The organism is Kordiimonas sp. UBA4487 (genome assembly GCF_002389025.1).
GTDB lineage: Bacteria > Pseudomonadota > Alphaproteobacteria > Sphingomonadales > Kordiimonadaceae > Kordiimonas > Kordiimonas lacus.
This window is the reverse complement of sequence record NZ_DGNR01000013.1, coordinates 386,790-400,717: the sequence shown is the minus strand read 5'-3', so window position 1 is coordinate 400,717 and position 13,928 is coordinate 386,790. Positions and strand designations below refer to the sequence as shown.

General features: G+C 56.3%; 15 protein-coding genes. 14 read left to right on the top strand and 1 reads right to left on the bottom strand.

What is annotated here, in order from left to right:
• The first annotated feature begins 122 nt into the window (after positions 1-122).
• The 14 genes from pabB (at position 123) to B3Z17_RS13455 (ending at position 12,532) form a co-directional block, all read left to right on the top strand.
• Positions 123-1,952, top strand: a complete 1,830-nt coding sequence (gene pabB / locus B3Z17_RS13520; RefSeq protein WP_286830285.1) for an aminodeoxychorismate synthase component I — start codon at positions 123-125, stop codon at positions 1,950-1,952.
• A gap of 244 nt (positions 1,953-2,196) precedes the next feature.
• Positions 2,197-2,403, top strand: a complete 207-nt coding sequence (locus B3Z17_RS13515; RefSeq protein ID WP_068301858.1) for a hypothetical protein — start codon at positions 2,197-2,199, stop codon at positions 2,401-2,403.
• Positions 2,404-3,047: 644 nt separating this feature from the next.
• On the top strand, positions 3,048-3,806 hold the full coding sequence (locus tag B3Z17_RS13510; RefSeq protein WP_286830284.1) for a DUF3450 domain-containing protein: 759 nt from the start codon (positions 3,048-3,050) through the stop codon (positions 3,804-3,806).
• A gap of 14 nt (positions 3,807-3,820) precedes the next feature.
• The gene (locus tag B3Z17_RS13505; RefSeq protein ID WP_286830283.1) at positions 3,821-5,185 is read left to right on the top strand and encodes a MotA/TolQ/ExbB proton channel family protein; all 1,365 of its coding nucleotides are present in this window, start codon (positions 3,821-3,823) and stop codon (positions 5,183-5,185) included.
• On the top strand, positions 5,172-5,699 hold the full coding sequence (locus B3Z17_RS13500; RefSeq protein ID WP_068301849.1) for a MotA/TolQ/ExbB proton channel family protein: 528 nt from the start codon (positions 5,172-5,174) through the stop codon (positions 5,697-5,699). Before B3Z17_RS13505 ends, B3Z17_RS13500 begins: the two co-directional genes overlap by 14 nt.
• 22 nt (positions 5,700-5,721) lie before the next feature.
• Positions 5,722-6,138: an ExbD/TolR family protein gene (locus B3Z17_RS13495; protein ID WP_068301837.1), complete on the top strand. Its 417-nt coding sequence runs from the start codon at positions 5,722-5,724 to the stop codon at positions 6,136-6,138.
• 62 nt (positions 6,139-6,200) lie between these two features.
• On the top strand, positions 6,201-6,605 hold the full coding sequence (locus B3Z17_RS13490; RefSeq protein ID WP_286830281.1) for an ExbD/TolR family protein: 405 nt from the start codon (positions 6,201-6,203) through the stop codon (positions 6,603-6,605).
• Positions 6,602-7,219, top strand: coding sequence for an energy transducer TonB (locus B3Z17_RS13485; protein ID WP_286830279.1), 618 nt, complete (start codon positions 6,602-6,604; stop codon positions 7,217-7,219). The genes B3Z17_RS13490 and B3Z17_RS13485 overlap by 4 nt, the downstream gene beginning before the upstream one ends.
• 19 nt (positions 7,220-7,238) lie before the next feature.
• Positions 7,239-8,597 (top strand): tetratricopeptide repeat protein, encoded by a 1,359-nt coding sequence (locus B3Z17_RS13480; RefSeq protein ID WP_286830277.1) that lies wholly within the window; start codon positions 7,239-7,241, stop codon positions 8,595-8,597.
• Positions 8,598-8,775: 178 nt separating this feature from the next.
• Positions 8,776-9,384 carry an energy transducer TonB gene (locus tag B3Z17_RS13475; protein ID WP_286830276.1) on the top strand — a complete coding sequence of 203 codons (609 nt, stop codon included), beginning with the start codon at positions 8,776-8,778 and terminating at the stop codon, positions 9,382-9,384.
• An 81-nt stretch (positions 9,385-9,465) separates the two neighbouring features.
• A complete protein-coding gene (locus tag B3Z17_RS13470; RefSeq protein WP_286830274.1) occupies positions 9,466-10,056 on the top strand; it encodes an NAD(P)H-dependent oxidoreductase in 591 nt (196 codons plus the stop codon).
• Between the two features lie 72 nt (positions 10,057-10,128).
• Positions 10,129-10,749 carry an energy transducer TonB gene (locus B3Z17_RS13465; protein WP_286830273.1) on the top strand — a complete coding sequence of 207 codons (621 nt, stop codon included), beginning with the start codon at positions 10,129-10,131 and terminating at the stop codon, positions 10,747-10,749.
• Between the two features lie 9 nt (positions 10,750-10,758).
• Complete coding sequence (locus tag B3Z17_RS13460; RefSeq protein WP_286830272.1) at positions 10,759-11,163, top strand: ExbD/TolR family protein; 405 nt, start codon at positions 10,759-10,761, stop codon at positions 11,161-11,163.
• 151 nt (positions 11,164-11,314) lie between these two features.
• A complete protein-coding gene (locus B3Z17_RS13455; RefSeq protein WP_286830270.1) occupies positions 11,315-12,532 on the top strand; it encodes an energy transducer TonB in 1,218 nt (405 codons plus the stop codon).
• An 8-nt stretch (positions 12,533-12,540) separates the two neighbouring features.
• On the opposite strand, the gene B3Z17_RS13450 is transcribed toward B3Z17_RS13455, so the two are convergent.
• The gene (locus tag B3Z17_RS13450) at positions 12,541-13,845 is read right to left on the bottom strand and encodes a serine hydrolase domain-containing protein (protein WP_286830268.1); all 1,305 of its coding nucleotides are present in this window, start codon (positions 13,843-13,845) and stop codon (positions 12,541-12,543) included.
• Between the last annotated feature and the right edge of the window lie 83 nt (positions 13,846-13,928).

Below are 13,928 nucleotides of genomic sequence, written 5' to 3'. Positions count from 1 at the left end.
CCCGGATTTTGGGAACTGGTTCTAATCCGCCAGCCCGACAGTTTCAATAGTAACTAAATAACGGAAGGCAGGCCAGCGCGCCCTTTGCCCCTATGCCAGTAAGTGATTTCAGAAATGCACCGATGGTGCTCCTTGACGACAGCCGCCCGGCGCACCGGGCGGGACGGTCATTGTTGTTCTGTGATCCTGAGCGCGTGATTGTGGCCGAGACCCTGGATGAGGTGGGCGCAGCGCTGGCCGCCATGGACGCGGCGCTCGCGGACGGCCTGCATCTGGCGGGCTGGATAGCGTATGAATGCGCTGCGCACTTTGAGCCGCGGCTGAAGCCGCAGATGACCGCGCGCGCGGATGAGCCGCTGATCTGGATGATGGCCACCCGGACACGCACAGAGCTGACACCCGGTGAGGCACGTGAGGCTTTCTTCAATGCCCGGCGCGGCAACCAGCATATGGCCACATTGGAGATCGGCGATTCGCCGGTCTCCGAAGCAGACTATCTGGCGGCACTCGCGCAGGTTCACGCCTATATCGAAGCTGGCGACGTTTATCAGATCAACCATACCTTCCCGCTGCCCTGCCGACTTGAGGGCGATGCGCTGGCGCTGTATGAACGCCTGCGCGCCAGCCAGCCGGTGCCTTTTGGTGCCTATATCGACACCGGCGCGGAACATGGTGGCCATAAGGTGCTGTCGCTGTCGCCCGAACTGTTCGTCAGGCGCCAGGGCGACAGGCTCACCGGCAAGCCCATGAAAGGCACCGCGCCCCGGGGGCTGACACCTGCGGATGATCAGACGGTGGCGACTGAGTTGAAGGCTGACGAGAAATCCCGCGCCGAGAACCTGATGATCGTTGACCTGATCAGGAATGACCTCAGCCGCATCAGCCGCCCCGGCAGCGTTAAGGTGACGGGCCTGTTTGAGACCGAGCGCTACCCCACGCTGTGGCAGATGACCTCCACCATCGAGGCAGAAGCGGACACGGCGCTGACGCCGTCTGCGCTCTTGGCGGCGCTGTTCCCCTGCGGGTCGGTCACCGGCGCGCCCAAGGTGCGGGCAATGGAAGTTATCGCTGAACTCGAAGCGGCACCCCGGGGTGTCTACTGCGGCGCCATCGGCCACTTCAGTCCGGGCAGTGACGGCCAGATGGACTGGTCCCTCAATGTGCCGATTCGCACGCTGGCTTTCGGGCCGGACGGCCATGGCCGGTTAAGTGTGGGCAGCGGCGTGGTGGCAGACAGCGACCCGGCCGGTGAATATCAGGAATGCCTGCTGAAGGCGCGCTTCACAAAGACAGAAGCCAAAAACGCCAAAGACTTTTCGCTGATCGAGACCATGAGGCTGGACACGGACTGCAGCTTTGACCTCTTGGACGCGCACCTGGCGCGGCTTGAGGCCAGCGCCGGTTATTTCGACTTTGCGTTCGACCGCGAGGCGGTCATGGCCATGCTGGACGCGCACCGCGAGGCCTTTCTGCCCATGGACACGCCGCGCCGGGTGCGGCTGCTGCTCGGTCAATCCGGCGCCGTGACCGTTACCAGCACAACCCTGGTGCCCCAGGCCGGGACCGGGCGTGTGTGCCTGGCCAAGGACCGGGCGCGATCAGACGATGTGTTCCTGTTCCACAAGACCACCAACCGCACGCTCTATGACGGCGCTTTCGCCCGCGCCTTCAAGGCCGGCTTTGAGGACATCCTGTTCTTCAACGAGCGCGATGAGCTGACGGAAGGCGCCATCAGCACTGTCTTCATCGTCAGGGACGGCCAGTGGCTGACCCCCGCGCAGACGTGCGGGCTGCTGGCCGGGACGTTTCGGCAGGCTCTGCTTTCAGGCCATAGCCCAAAGATTTCGGAAGCAGTGATTCGCCGCGCGGACCTGATGGCGGCGGACGAACTCTATATCGGCAACAGTGTGCGGGGCTTGCGGCGGGTCACTCTTGTGCCTGAAGTGCTCTAAGCCACTGCGAGTCACCACGAATTTCCGGCTATTTGGCATGGGCTGCTACCGAATCACCCTCGTCCGGAGATTGTTTTGCGCGCGCTGGGGCAGAAAAATGAGCCCTTTTTCGGAATTAAATTGCCCACGCTTTGGGTCAAATCGTCAGCACCTGTTAACCCGATTTTTAGAACTGGCCTCTACTATATTTCCTGTCGGCGCCAGTCGGCAGCGAGAGGTATGTAGTTAGTAAAGGGTGTGCAGTATGCGTTCATCTTCATGTGTTACCCCCCAGGGCAGCGCAGGCGAATTCGACACCGGTCACATTTCCGACGACAGTCGGATGTTGGCCAATCGTCTGTCCAGCCATATGGGAATTGAACATGCAATTCAGGTATCTACCGAGAATCAGTGGCACGGCGTCGTGGCGGCCCTGATGGAATTGCAGCAGAAAAACACCGCCCGTTCCTGATGCATTCTAAACCATGGTTTGGTGTGTTCTTGCCAATACCGACCAAAGTCTGATTGTTCCCATCCCACCGTCTATCACCGGCACACATCCGTGCTAAACAATTGACTTTGCATGCCATCAGTTATATTATTACATACTAATTTTGTCTACTCAGCCAACGGATTGGACGCAGTAAAATTATATGCTTGACGTGATTCTGATACGAAAAGTGAAATTTTTGCTTGGAATCACAGAAGATTCTTGGATGATAGGCTCCGAGCCGGACCGCCCGTCTCATCTCCACTTTCAGAGACGCAAGTTTCTGGGGGCGGGGAAAATCATAATAAATCGTCCTCCTGCCTCCCCGAGGTCGGAATATAGGCGGCGAGACAAAGAGATAAAAAGCGGAGCAAATCCGTGAGGTGGTCGGCACAATTGGGAGAGGTACGGGAAAGCCTTTTGAAACGACTCTGTGACTGAACGGGCTCTTGGGTCCGGGACTATGCATAGCTGTCGGCTTGCTCCCAATTTTTGAAAGGGTAAAGGTTTGGGGCCTTCGGGCACCTCATCTTTGCAAGGTTTAATCCGCTGCAGGATGCCCTGTTCCACGGGGAGTTCTGTAGCTTTGTTAAAACCCATGTGGGCAGAAAATGGATAAGGCTAAAGTGAAACGTATAGCTGTCTCGACGGCTGCGGTTGCCTCGATCCTTCTGGGTGCAACTGCTGCTAACGCACAAGATGCACGCCTGAAGTCGATCGTAGACGAGGTAAACCAGGCCACTAAAATCGCACAAGCGTCCCAGGCTACTATTGATAAAACAGCCGACGCTACTTCCAAACTTTACACGGAGTTCAAAACGGTTCTGAAGACCAACGCTGGTCTGCGGGCGTACAACGCTCAACAGCGCCGGGTGATCACCAAGCAGGAAGAAGAAATCGAGAAAATCAAACGCTCCATCGGGCAGATTGACGAAATCAAGCGTCAAGTGATTCCGCTGATGGAAGACATGATCAAAGATCTGTCTGAGTTTGTGGAACTCGATATTCCGTTCCAGATCGACGAGCGCCGTGAGCGTCTCGCGAACCTGACTGACGTGATTGACGACCCGAACGTAAGCGATCCTGAGCGCTTCCGCGTGATCCTCGAAGCCTACAAGGCTGAGGTTCAGTACGGTCGTTCGATCAACGCTTACGAGGACACCCTCGAAGATGGCCGCAGCGTGAACTTCGTTCGCGTGGGTCGTGTTGCGTTCTACTACCAGACTAAAGACGGTAAAGAGACCGCGACTTGGGACCAGAACAGCCGGTCCTGGGTACAGCTGGGTGACGAATTCGGCACGCCGGTTAAGCAACTCATCCGTATGGCTCGCAGCCAGATGCCAATTGACGTGCTGACACTGCCTGTCAAAGCACCGGCTCAGTAAGGGGAGTAATAACAATGAAAAGACTTCTGACCTCTGCTGCAGTTCTCGTGCTTGGCTTCACAGCCGCTGCACAAGCTCAAACCGCAGACCTGAACAGCCTTCTGAGCAAAGTTAAAGAAGGCCGTGCTACTGAAACTCAGCAGCACAAAGAGCGCGAAGCCGAATTTATGGCCCGCAAAGAGCAACAGGCTCAGCTTCTGGCCGAAGAGCGCCAGACACAGCAGCGCCTGGAGCGTGAAAGTGCGCGTCTCGAAGAGACTCGCCGCAATAACGAAACTGAAATTGCCCGTCAGCTGGAACTCCAGCGCGAGCGTCTCGGTCAGCTCCAGGAGCTGTTCGGTGTTCTTCAGCAAGCTGCTGGTGACGCCAAATCCGTTATCGCGTCTTCACACGTAACCATCGACAACTCTGGCCGTATGGCGCCGATCAACACACTTGTTGAAAAAGCGTCCTCCACGTCTGAGCTGCCATCCATCGACGAAATCCGCGCTTGGCCATCCCAGATGGTTCTGGAGATGATCGGTTCCGGTCAGGTGAAATCCTTCAACCACACCGTTCGCGGCGTTGACGGCAACACCTATACTGCAGAAATCACTCGTATCGGTGACTTCGGCCTCGTGGGCGAAGGCAAGTTCTTCATCCTGAAGAACGACGGTACGGTTGAAGAGCTGCAGCGTCAGCCTTCCGGTCGTCTGACCGGCACGATTGAGCCGTTCCAGAACACCTCCAGCGGCTTCGCAGAAATCGCGATCGACCCATCACGTGGTCAGATCCTGAACCTCGAAGTTGAGAAGCCAACACTCCCTGAGTATCTCGCTCAAGGTGGTTTCATTGGTTACCTGACCCTGACACTGGGTGCGATCGGCGTTCTGATGGCGGTTGTTCAGTGGCTTTACCTGATGCTGGTTTCCGGCAAGGTGAAAAAGCAGATCCGTTCTGACGTAGCTGACACCAACAACCCACTGGGCCGTGTTCTCTCCGTATACGACAGCAACAAAAACGTTGATGTTGAGACGCTTGAACTGAAGCTTGACGAAGCAATCCTGAAGGAAACGCCTGCCCTTGAGCGCTTCCTGACGCTGATCAAGCTGATCTCCGCGGTAGCACCACTGTTTGGTCTGCTCGGTACAGTGACTGGTATGATCCAGACCTTCCAGGCGATTACCCTGTTCGGTACTGGTGACCCAAGCATGATGGCCGCAGGTATCTCCGCCGCACTGATGACGACGGTGGAAGGTCTCGTGGTTGCTATCCCTACTCTGCTCTTGCACAGCTTCGTTGCCGGTGCTTCCAAGTCCGTGATCCACGTACTGGAAGAACAATCCGCTGGTATCATCGCTGTTCACGCAGAGAAGGAGCACGCGAATGCTAGCGCTTAACGAAGCATTCGGCGCGATCCAAGCCTTCATGGAGCGGGGCGGTAGCGTCCTGTTCCTGGTGCTTGGCGTCACGTTCATTATGTGGGTGCTAATCGTCGAGCGTCTTTGGTACTTCGCACTGGAGTACAACAAGCAGAAGAATCGCGTTGTCGATGCATGGGAATCCCGTGCCGAGCGTCGGTCATGGTATGCGCACAAAATCCGCACTGCCATGATTTCCGAGGTCAACAACAACCTGAATCAGGGTGTTGGCATGATCAAAACGCTCGTTGCCCTTTGTCCGCTTATCGGGCTTCTGGGTACGGTTACGGGGATGATTGAAGTGTTTGAGGTTATGGCAACACAGGGTTCTTCGAACGCTCGCGCCATGGCAGCAGGTGTATCCAAAGCAACAATCCCGACTATGGCGGGTATGGTTGCCGCACTTTCTGGCATCTTCCTCAGCACCTATATCGAACGTCGTGCGAAACGCGAATCCGAGCGGCTCGAAGATAGCCTGACAACGGATCACTAAGACCAGATTTGGAGTTTGACCAATGCGTAAATTTGCAAAAGGGGGCGACGAAGCCGAAGTTAACATGACGCCGATGCTCGACATCGTGTTCATCATGCTGATCTTCTTCATCGTTACCGCAACCTTTGTCAAAGAAGCTGGTCTGGAGATCAACAAACCGGAGGATAACAATACTGAAAATCCTCCGCCGCCGGACGATGACAAGCGCGCTATCGCTTTCATTATCGATAACAGTGGCCGGATTATGCATGACTTCCGTTATGTAGACATCTCGTCCGTGTCATCGATTATCAAGAAAGAAAGCGTGGAGCGTCCGGAGGCACCGGTTGTTATTCAGGCTGCCGAAGGGTCCCATTTTGGCCTCTCGCTCCGTATCTATGATGCGGCGATGGCTATCGGGATCGGCACTGACAAAGTCGTAATGACGCCCAAGAAGTAAGCCGGTGGGGGCACAGCCCCCGCCTCAAGGGCAGTCCCTCAGGGGGCATAGTGGAGAAAACAATGCGAGACCACGCACAAAGAGAAGAAGAAGAGGCAGACATCAACATGACCCCGATGCTCGACATCGTGTTCATCATGCTGATCTTCTTCATCGTTACTGCGGTCTTCGTAAAGGAAGCCGGGATCCAGGTTGTAAAGCCGTCGGCGGAAACAGCGACACCACAGACGCAAGTCAGTATTTTGATCGCTGTCACGCCTGACGACGAAATCTGGATCAACCGTGACTCTGTCGAGCTTGAGGCTCTGCGGACAGCGGTTGAGAAACTGCACAGTGAGAACCCGAAAGGGACTGTTGCAATCCAGGCAGACGAAGAAGCGAAGGCCGGTTTGGTAATGAAAGTGTACGACGCCGTGCGCGATGCTGGCGTCCCAACAATTGCCATAGCAGCGGAGCAAGGATCATGATTGCAAGATTAGCTACTGCATTCTTTGCCGCTTCTGGCGTAACCTTTGGCTTGTTCTTCCTCATGCAGGCCCTGGTCAACTTTGACCAGGACGTGAACATCGACGACTCAAAGCGCCTGCGCTTTGTCAGCGTCGTGGAGGATATTGACGAACAGCCGCCTCAACGCATGGAGCGTAAAGTAGAGAAGCCGCCGGAAGTGGAAGCCCCACCGCCGGAGATGGAAACACCTCAGGTGGACCTACAGGGCCCGAACAAGATGAACCTGGCGATCGGCCGTGCCAACTCTGGCGCAGGTGTTGATCTGGGTTCCATCGACCTCGGTCCTAGCCAGGACGGTGACTATCTGCCGCTGGTACGCGTGCAACCACAATATCCTCGTCGGGCGCAAGAGCGCGGCATCGAAGGCTATGTGATTGTAGAATTGACGGTGAACGAAGACGGTACTGTACCGCCTGAGAGCATCATCATCATCGATGCTGACCCGAAAGGCTATTTTGAGCGCGCTGCAACGAAAGCTGCAGAGAAGTTCAAATACAAGCCCAAGGTCGTCAATGGCCAACCGCAGAAGGTGACCGGTGTGAAATACCGCTTCAGCTTCGATTTGGCCGATTAATAGGGGGGAGGAGAAAGTCATGAACATGATCAAGACCATCAAGTCCCTTCCAATGGCCGTCGCGGCAGCTGCAGTTCTTGCTGCGCTGCCAATGCCGGAAGGTACGCCAATCTTTGGTGAAAAAGCAGCGTTCGCTCAACGGGCGGATGCTGGACGTGAGCAAAAAACCCGCAAGGTTCAGGCACTGAGCGCAGACTTCCACAAGAAGCTGCAAAAGGCCCAGGAAGCCATCGACCTGAAGAACTATGCGGAAGGTATGGAAATCCTGAATGACGCCCTCGAGCGCAAGGCCAACGACTATGAAAAAGCCGTGGCCTGGCAGTTGAAGGCACAGGTATTCTACGAGCAAGATGACGTTCAAGGCACGATCCGTGCTTACGAAGAGATCCTCAGGTTCGCGGATTCCATCCCGGAAGCTCTTGAAATCGGCATCATCTATAATCTGGGGCAGCTCTATTATAGTGAGGAAGATTTCGACAAATCGCTGGAATATATCCAGCGCTGGCAGAACCGTGTTGACCCGACGCTGATCAGCGTCAGCAACCTGCAGTTCATTGCCAACCTGCACTATGTACGGAACGAGTTCGAAGAGTGCCTGAACTATATCTATCAGGCAATCGAAGTGGGCAAGACCATCGACACAGTGGAAGTGAAAGAAAGCTGGTACAGCATCGCTCTCTCTTCTCACTGGGAACTTGGTCAGTATGAAAAAGTCCGTGACGTGCTGGAGATTCTCCTGATCAACTGGCCAAAGCCTCGCTATTGGACCCAGCTGGCAGGGATCTACCAGGAACTGGGCCAGGAGCAGACCTCCTACTCGCTGACGGAAGCAGCCTACAAGCAAGGCTTCCTCGACGATAACGAGACTCAGCTCGTGAACGTTGCCCAGATCCAGTTGGCGCGCGGTGCTCCAATCAAATGTGCCTGGATTCTCGAGAAAGCTTTCAAGGAAAAGCGTGTCGAGCAATCCCCCAAGAACGAGAAGATCCTCGGTCAGTGCTATATGATGGCCTACGAATACGAGAAAGCGCTCAAGCCGCTTTCCGTAGCCGCAAAAGGCGATGAAGATGGCGACCTCTGGTTCCAGATCGCTCAGGTGCAGATGCAGCTTGGACACTATCAGGATGCCGTTGGTTCGTTCGACAATGTGATCAAAGCATTCAAGGGCGACAAGTCGGACAAGGCCAAAGACAAGATTCTGTCTGCTACCATGCAGCGGGGTCAGGCCTTTACCGAGCTGAAGCAGTTCAAGGAAGCCCGCGAGGCCTTCAAGGCTGCCAAGCGTATGGCAACCGACCGCAAGGACAAGCGCATGGTTACTCAGTGGGAGAGCTATCTCGCCGCTGAAGAAGCCCGCGAAGAGATGCTGAAAGGCTAATCGCGTTTCACAGAAACCATCAGAACGGCGTCCCTCGGGGCGCCGTTTTTCTGTGAGGGGCCACTCTATTCAGGCTTCCTCCAACCAAGGCTAAAGTCAGTGCATGCTCTAAAGTATCCTGTTGCAGCTTCCTTCTTAATATATTATGTTATACTATATCTTTTTTTGAGGGACTGACATGAAACTGATTGGAACAAGCCTCATTGCGTTGGGCGTCACCGTCGTCATCTTGGGTATCGTGACGTACCTTGCCTACATGAAGCCTTTCACCATACCCAGCCCCTCCCCTTTCCCACACCTCAACTATGTAATGATCACCGATGACGGCTGGGATGGCGGATATGTTCGAGAAGACCGAACTGTTTGCTGCTGTTTCTGGCCTGAGCCCAATATCCTGGGCAGATCTTTCAACGACGCCGACTTCAGGAACGCACGCGCCACAGTTATGTCTGTTGGCACCCGGCCGGACAAAGCGAAACCAATCGATATCGTACTGAATGACCTACTCGCATCCCATATTGAGCCGACGGTAATTGATATCACTTACCCCAGGCTCGCGATGACGCAGGGACATGAAGGCGATGTCCTCGTGCAAGTGCGTCTTTCTCCTGATGGCACAGTGGCCGATGTCGCCATTATCCGTTCCGGCGTCAACCGCCAGCTGGACCTGGCGGCAATAAAGGCCGTGATGGAAGCCCGCTTTGACGCGCCCATCCGCGACGGCCAGCAGGTGCGCCCCATGACCCGCCGTTTCCTGATCAAGTTCCGCCTGCCTGCCGCTGCCTGACCGCGGGCCGGTTGATCACAGTCAAGGAACAGCGACTTCTCCGCTGGCAGGATGCAGCCAACCCGATGGGAGCGCATCCATATGTCAAAGCCGAAGAATATCCTGGTCCTGCAGGGCCACCCAGACACCACCACCGCCCACCTGTGCCACGCCCTTGCAGATGCCTATAGTGACGGCGCGCAAGACGCCGGCCATTCTGTAACGCGGGTCACCGTCGCTGATCTCGACTTTCCGGTCCTGCGGTCGCCTGCCGACTGGACCAAGGGCCCAACCCCAGACGGGCTGACGCAGGTTCAGCAGCAAATCCTCGCGGCCGATCATCTGGTGATCATCTTTCCCTTGTGGCTTGGCAGCCTGCCGGCGCTCCTCAAGGCCTTCTTCGAGCAGATATTCCGCCCCAACCTGATGCCTGAAAGCAATGACCCGGTGGCCTGGCGCAAGCTGATGAAGGGGTGTTCCGTCCGCCTGGTTGTCACCATGGGCATGCCGGCTTTCGCCTACCGGCTGTTTTTCCGGGCCCACGGTGTCAAGTTCTTCATCCGCAATGTGCTGGCCTTCTCAGGCTGCGGACCTATCCGCACCAGCTATTTCGGCATGACCGACAAAGCCAGCGCCGCAAAAAAGCAGGGCTGGTTCGCCAAACTTCGGCGCCTCGGGACTGCTGCTCGATAAAAAGTTACATTATAACTTTTCAAAATCGAAATCCTCTGATAATGTTACATCATAACATTGATGGAGGGCGTTATGTTCGCAACAACCAATCAAACCAAACTGGTTCCCATTTCCGGTGCCGCCATGGCCGCAACCTTCGGCTTGTTCTATCTGATGCAGAGCCTGGTGGCGTCAGACGACCTTGAGTTTCAGACCCCCACCACTGTCTTCCGGCCCGACTTCGTTATCGAGAAGATCAAGAAGATTGAGGCCCGTGAGGTTGATCGCATCCCACCGCCGCCAGAGGTGCAACCAGAACCCGAGATGAAGTTTGAAAAATCGGCCTTGCCGGATGGCATCAATATCACGCCCGGCGAAATTCCGGTACCAACTGACATTGGCGCTGACTCTCTGCTCAAGCTTGACGGCCTGTCAGACGGCGAACGTATCCCGATCGTACGCGTCCAGCCCATCTATCCACGCAGGGCGCTGGAGCATGGCGTTGAAGGGTGGGTGGTCCTTGAATTCACCGTGACCAAGCAGGGTACCGTTGAAAATGCCGTGGTGATCGATGCCGAGCCGAAAGGCTATTTCGAGCGATCCGCGCTGGCCGCCATACAGAAATATAAATACAAGCCCACAGTAGTGGACGGCCAGGCACGGGAATCGAAAGGCCAATACCGCATGACCTTTGAACTGACTGAAAACCAGTAGGAGGCTTTCATGCGCACACAAACCCGCACGCGTACCGCCGCGAGGGCAGACATGACCCCGATGCTGGATATCGTCTTCATCATGCTGATCTTCTTCATCGTGACCGCCAGCTTCATCCGCGAGGATGGCCTTTCGGTAAACTTCCAGAAGCCGCAGCCGGGCCCGAAATCCCCGACAGAGCCGATCGGTTTCTCCGTCGATGCCCAGAGCCGCATCTTCCATGCCGGACGGTTGATCGACCATTGGTCCATCGAGGCGATCATCAAGCAGGAACACACGGCCCGCCCCGAAGCGCCCGTGGTGGTGGAGACAGACCCGAACGCGGCCATGGGCCGGTATATCCGCATCCACGACGAAGCGGTGAAAGCCGGCATGCCGCGGGACAAAGTCGCCATCGTTGTTCGCTCTGAGTAGATGGGGGTCATCCGTTGTGAGCAAACAGCCAGGCGCGCGGCGGGGCACATGCCCCGCCGCATTCTTTTGCGTTTAACAAACCTCTCCATATCCGTTAGTGTTGGCCCGACAGTGCAGATGACCGCTCTCGAGCACTCGATATGGGGGAAACATGATACATTCGCTGAACTTGCTGCGCGCATCCGCGCTTGCGCTCCTGCTTTTGCCGCTCACAGCCTGCGGCGGCAGTCACTATTCGGTGCAACCTGGCGTCAACCGCGACACGGCAACCCCAGGTCAGGTCCGCAAAATCCCGGCAATGGGCCTTGATGTCCACAAGCGCGCGCAGAAACTGCAGGAGGCAATCGACAGCAGGGACTATGCCCTCGCAACCACCCTCAGGGACGCTCTGACAAGCGACGAAAGGCTGAACGGCTATGAACGCGCAGTCGCCTGGCAGCTTGCTGCCATGCTGGCCTACGAACTGGATGATACGGAGGGCACCATCAGTGCCTATCAGCACATCCTTGAAAACCGAACCATGATCCCTTTTGGGCTTGAGCTTGGCATCCTCAAGACACTGTCGATGCTGCAGTATGCCAACAACAACCTCGCGCAAGCCAGCGCCCGCGCGGACGAATGGCTGACCCTGAACGCCGAGCGGGAGATTGACGCAAGCGGCCTACAGTACCTTGCCAGACTGAATTATGACCTGAAGAAATATGACGCCACACTCGCCTTCCTTGACCAGGCACTCGATAAAGCCAACGCCATGCAGAAACGGCAACCCACATTCGCGCTCTATGAACTGATGGTGCCTGCCGCGTGGGAACTTGGGAGACAGGACAAAGCGGTCGCCGCCCTCAAGAGCCTGGTTGCCGAATGGCCCCACGCCGACTATTGCCGCATGCTGGCCGGCGCCTATGAGGCCCAAGGCATGGCAAAAAGGGACGCGATAGCGGCAGTGAGGCCCATGGCGGATCGGTGCAACACCATTGAGGACACCAAAGCACCCACGCTGGTATCCACAGCAGGGGATCAGAAATTTCTGTTCGCTACCAACCAGTTCATGGGCGCCAGCCGCACGGACACGGGCGACTATCTGCCCCTTGTACGCGTGCAGCCACAGTACCCCCGCAAAGCGATTGAAGACAATGTCACAGGCTATGTGGTGATTGAGCTGACGGTCATGGAAAACGGCTGGGTGGACCCGACGTCAATCAAGATTCTTGAAGCCGAGCCAGCTGGATATTTTGAAGAAGCGGTCCGAAGCGCTGCATCGAAATTCAAATATAAGCCGAAGATGGTGCGCGGGAAACCGCAAACGGTCACCGGCGTAAAATACCGGTTCAACTTCGAGCTCGGCGAGACCATCCTGGACAGCAATTAAGCACCTGATCATCGCGCCTGGGCAGTGTCCGCACTGCCCGACTGCCCCAAGGCCTCATAGACATATTTGGTCAGGTCTTCCCGAAGGGGCACAGCACCGTACGGCAGCAGGTTTGTCATCAGGATCACCACCATATCTTCCTTGGGGTCGACCCAGAAATGGGTGTTGGCCATGCCGCTCCAGTAGAAAATGCCTTCACTGCCGTACCCGCCATATTTCTGCACGTCCTTGACCACGGCGAAATCCAGCCCGAAACCGAGCCCGCGGTCAGCGCCCCAAAGGCCCGCCGCTTGCGGGGGCAGTTGGTCTGACGCCATCAGGCGGATTGTCTCCGGCTTCAGGAGGCGCACACCGTCCAGCTCGCCGCCGTTCGCCAGCATCTGGGCAAAGCGCCAATAATCAAGCGTGGTGGACACCAGCCCGCCACCGCCAGAAAAGCTGGCCGGTTTCTTGGTATAGTCCGGGAAATAAGGGTCGGTCGTGACGGCCAGGCCTTCGCCTTCCGCTGGATCCTGAACGGGCTTGACCATATCGACAAGGCGCGAGGCCTTTTCTGCTGAAATATAGAAACCCGTATCGGTCATGCCGAGGGGTTTGAAAATCCGGTCTTCAAAAAACTGGTCCAGCGGTTTGCCCGACAGCACCTCGATCAGACGCCCCTGCACATCGACAGCAAAGCTGTAGACCCACTGGTCGCCGGGCTGATACAGCAGCGGCTGGCTGGCCAGGCGGGAAATCCATTCCTCTGCCGACAGGCCATACTGCAGTACGCCGTTTTTCTGATACAGCTTGTCCACCGGGGTTTCGCCGAACAAGCCATAGGTCAGGCCGGCCGTGTGGCGCATCAGGTCCCGAATGGTGATCGGGCGCTTCGCTGGCACGGTTTCAACCGTGCCGTCTTCCGCCATGGCCTCGAAGACCTGGGCGTTTGCAAATTCAGGTAGATAGACTGAGACCGGATCATCCAGCTGAAACCGGCCTTCCTCATAGAGCATCATCAGGGCCACACCGGTCACCGGCTTGGTCATGGAATAGATGCGGAAAATATCATCATCCTTAAGCACCTCATTCCCCGCCAGCGTGCGGTCGCCATAGGTTTCGAAATGCACCACCTTGCCGTGCCGGGCCACCAGGGTGGTCAGGCCACTGAGCTTGCCTTCCTTGATATAGGCGTCGAAATGGCGCGTCATGGCATCAAGTGTTGACGCCGACAGGCCTACGTCTTCGGGCGATGCTGTTGGTATATCGCTGCCACGCGCCGGCACCACCGTCCAAACCACAAAGATAAGGGCAATCAGGCTCAGTTTTTTCATGTGAATTCCTCCCGTGTCCATCAGAAGAATAGAGCGCCCTCAGCGGTAAGCAACACTATTGGGCTGATTGTCGCCGAAAATCA

What these genes read in the sequence shown, in the direction of transcription:
- B3Z17_RS13505 (WP_286830283.1), top strand. Translation starts at nt 3,821, where the DNA reads ATGAAAAGACTTCTGACCTCTGCTGCAGTTCTCGTGCTTGGCTTCACA.
- B3Z17_RS13470 (WP_286830274.1), top strand. Translation starts at nt 9,466, where the DNA reads ATGTCAAAGCCGAAGAATATCCTGGTCCTGCAGGGCCACCCAGACACC.
- B3Z17_RS13480 (WP_286830277.1), top strand. Translation starts at nt 7,239, where the DNA reads ATGAACATGATCAAGACCATCAAGTCCCTTCCAATGGCCGTCGCGGCA.
- B3Z17_RS13460 (WP_286830272.1), top strand. Translation starts at nt 10,759, where the DNA reads ATGCGCACACAAACCCGCACGCGTACCGCCGCGAGGGCAGACATGACC.
- B3Z17_RS13455 (WP_286830270.1), top strand. Translation starts at nt 11,315, where the DNA reads ATGATACATTCGCTGAACTTGCTGCGCGCATCCGCGCTTGCGCTCCTG.
- B3Z17_RS13475 (WP_286830276.1), top strand. Translation starts at nt 8,776, where the DNA reads ATGAAACTGATTGGAACAAGCCTCATTGCGTTGGGCGTCACCGTCGTC.
- B3Z17_RS13485 (WP_286830279.1), top strand. Translation starts at nt 6,602, where the DNA reads ATGATTGCAAGATTAGCTACTGCATTCTTTGCCGCTTCTGGCGTAACC.
- B3Z17_RS13490 (WP_286830281.1), top strand. Translation starts at nt 6,201, where the DNA reads ATGCGAGACCACGCACAAAGAGAAGAAGAAGAGGCAGACATCAACATG.
- B3Z17_RS13500 (WP_068301849.1), top strand. Translation starts at nt 5,172, where the DNA reads ATGCTAGCGCTTAACGAAGCATTCGGCGCGATCCAAGCCTTCATGGAG.
- B3Z17_RS13495 (WP_068301837.1), top strand. Translation starts at nt 5,722, where the DNA reads ATGCGTAAATTTGCAAAAGGGGGCGACGAAGCCGAAGTTAACATGACG.
- pabB (WP_286830285.1), top strand. Translation starts at nt 123, where the DNA reads ATGGTGCTCCTTGACGACAGCCGCCCGGCGCACCGGGCGGGACGGTCA.
- B3Z17_RS13465 (WP_286830273.1), top strand. Translation starts at nt 10,129, where the DNA reads ATGTTCGCAACAACCAATCAAACCAAACTGGTTCCCATTTCCGGTGCC.
- B3Z17_RS13515 (WP_068301858.1), top strand. Translation starts at nt 2,197, where the DNA reads ATGCGTTCATCTTCATGTGTTACCCCCCAGGGCAGCGCAGGCGAATTC.
- B3Z17_RS13450 (WP_286830268.1), bottom strand. Translation starts at nt 13,845, where the DNA reads ATGAAAAAACTGAGCCTGATTGCCCTTATCTTTGTGGTTTGGACGGTG.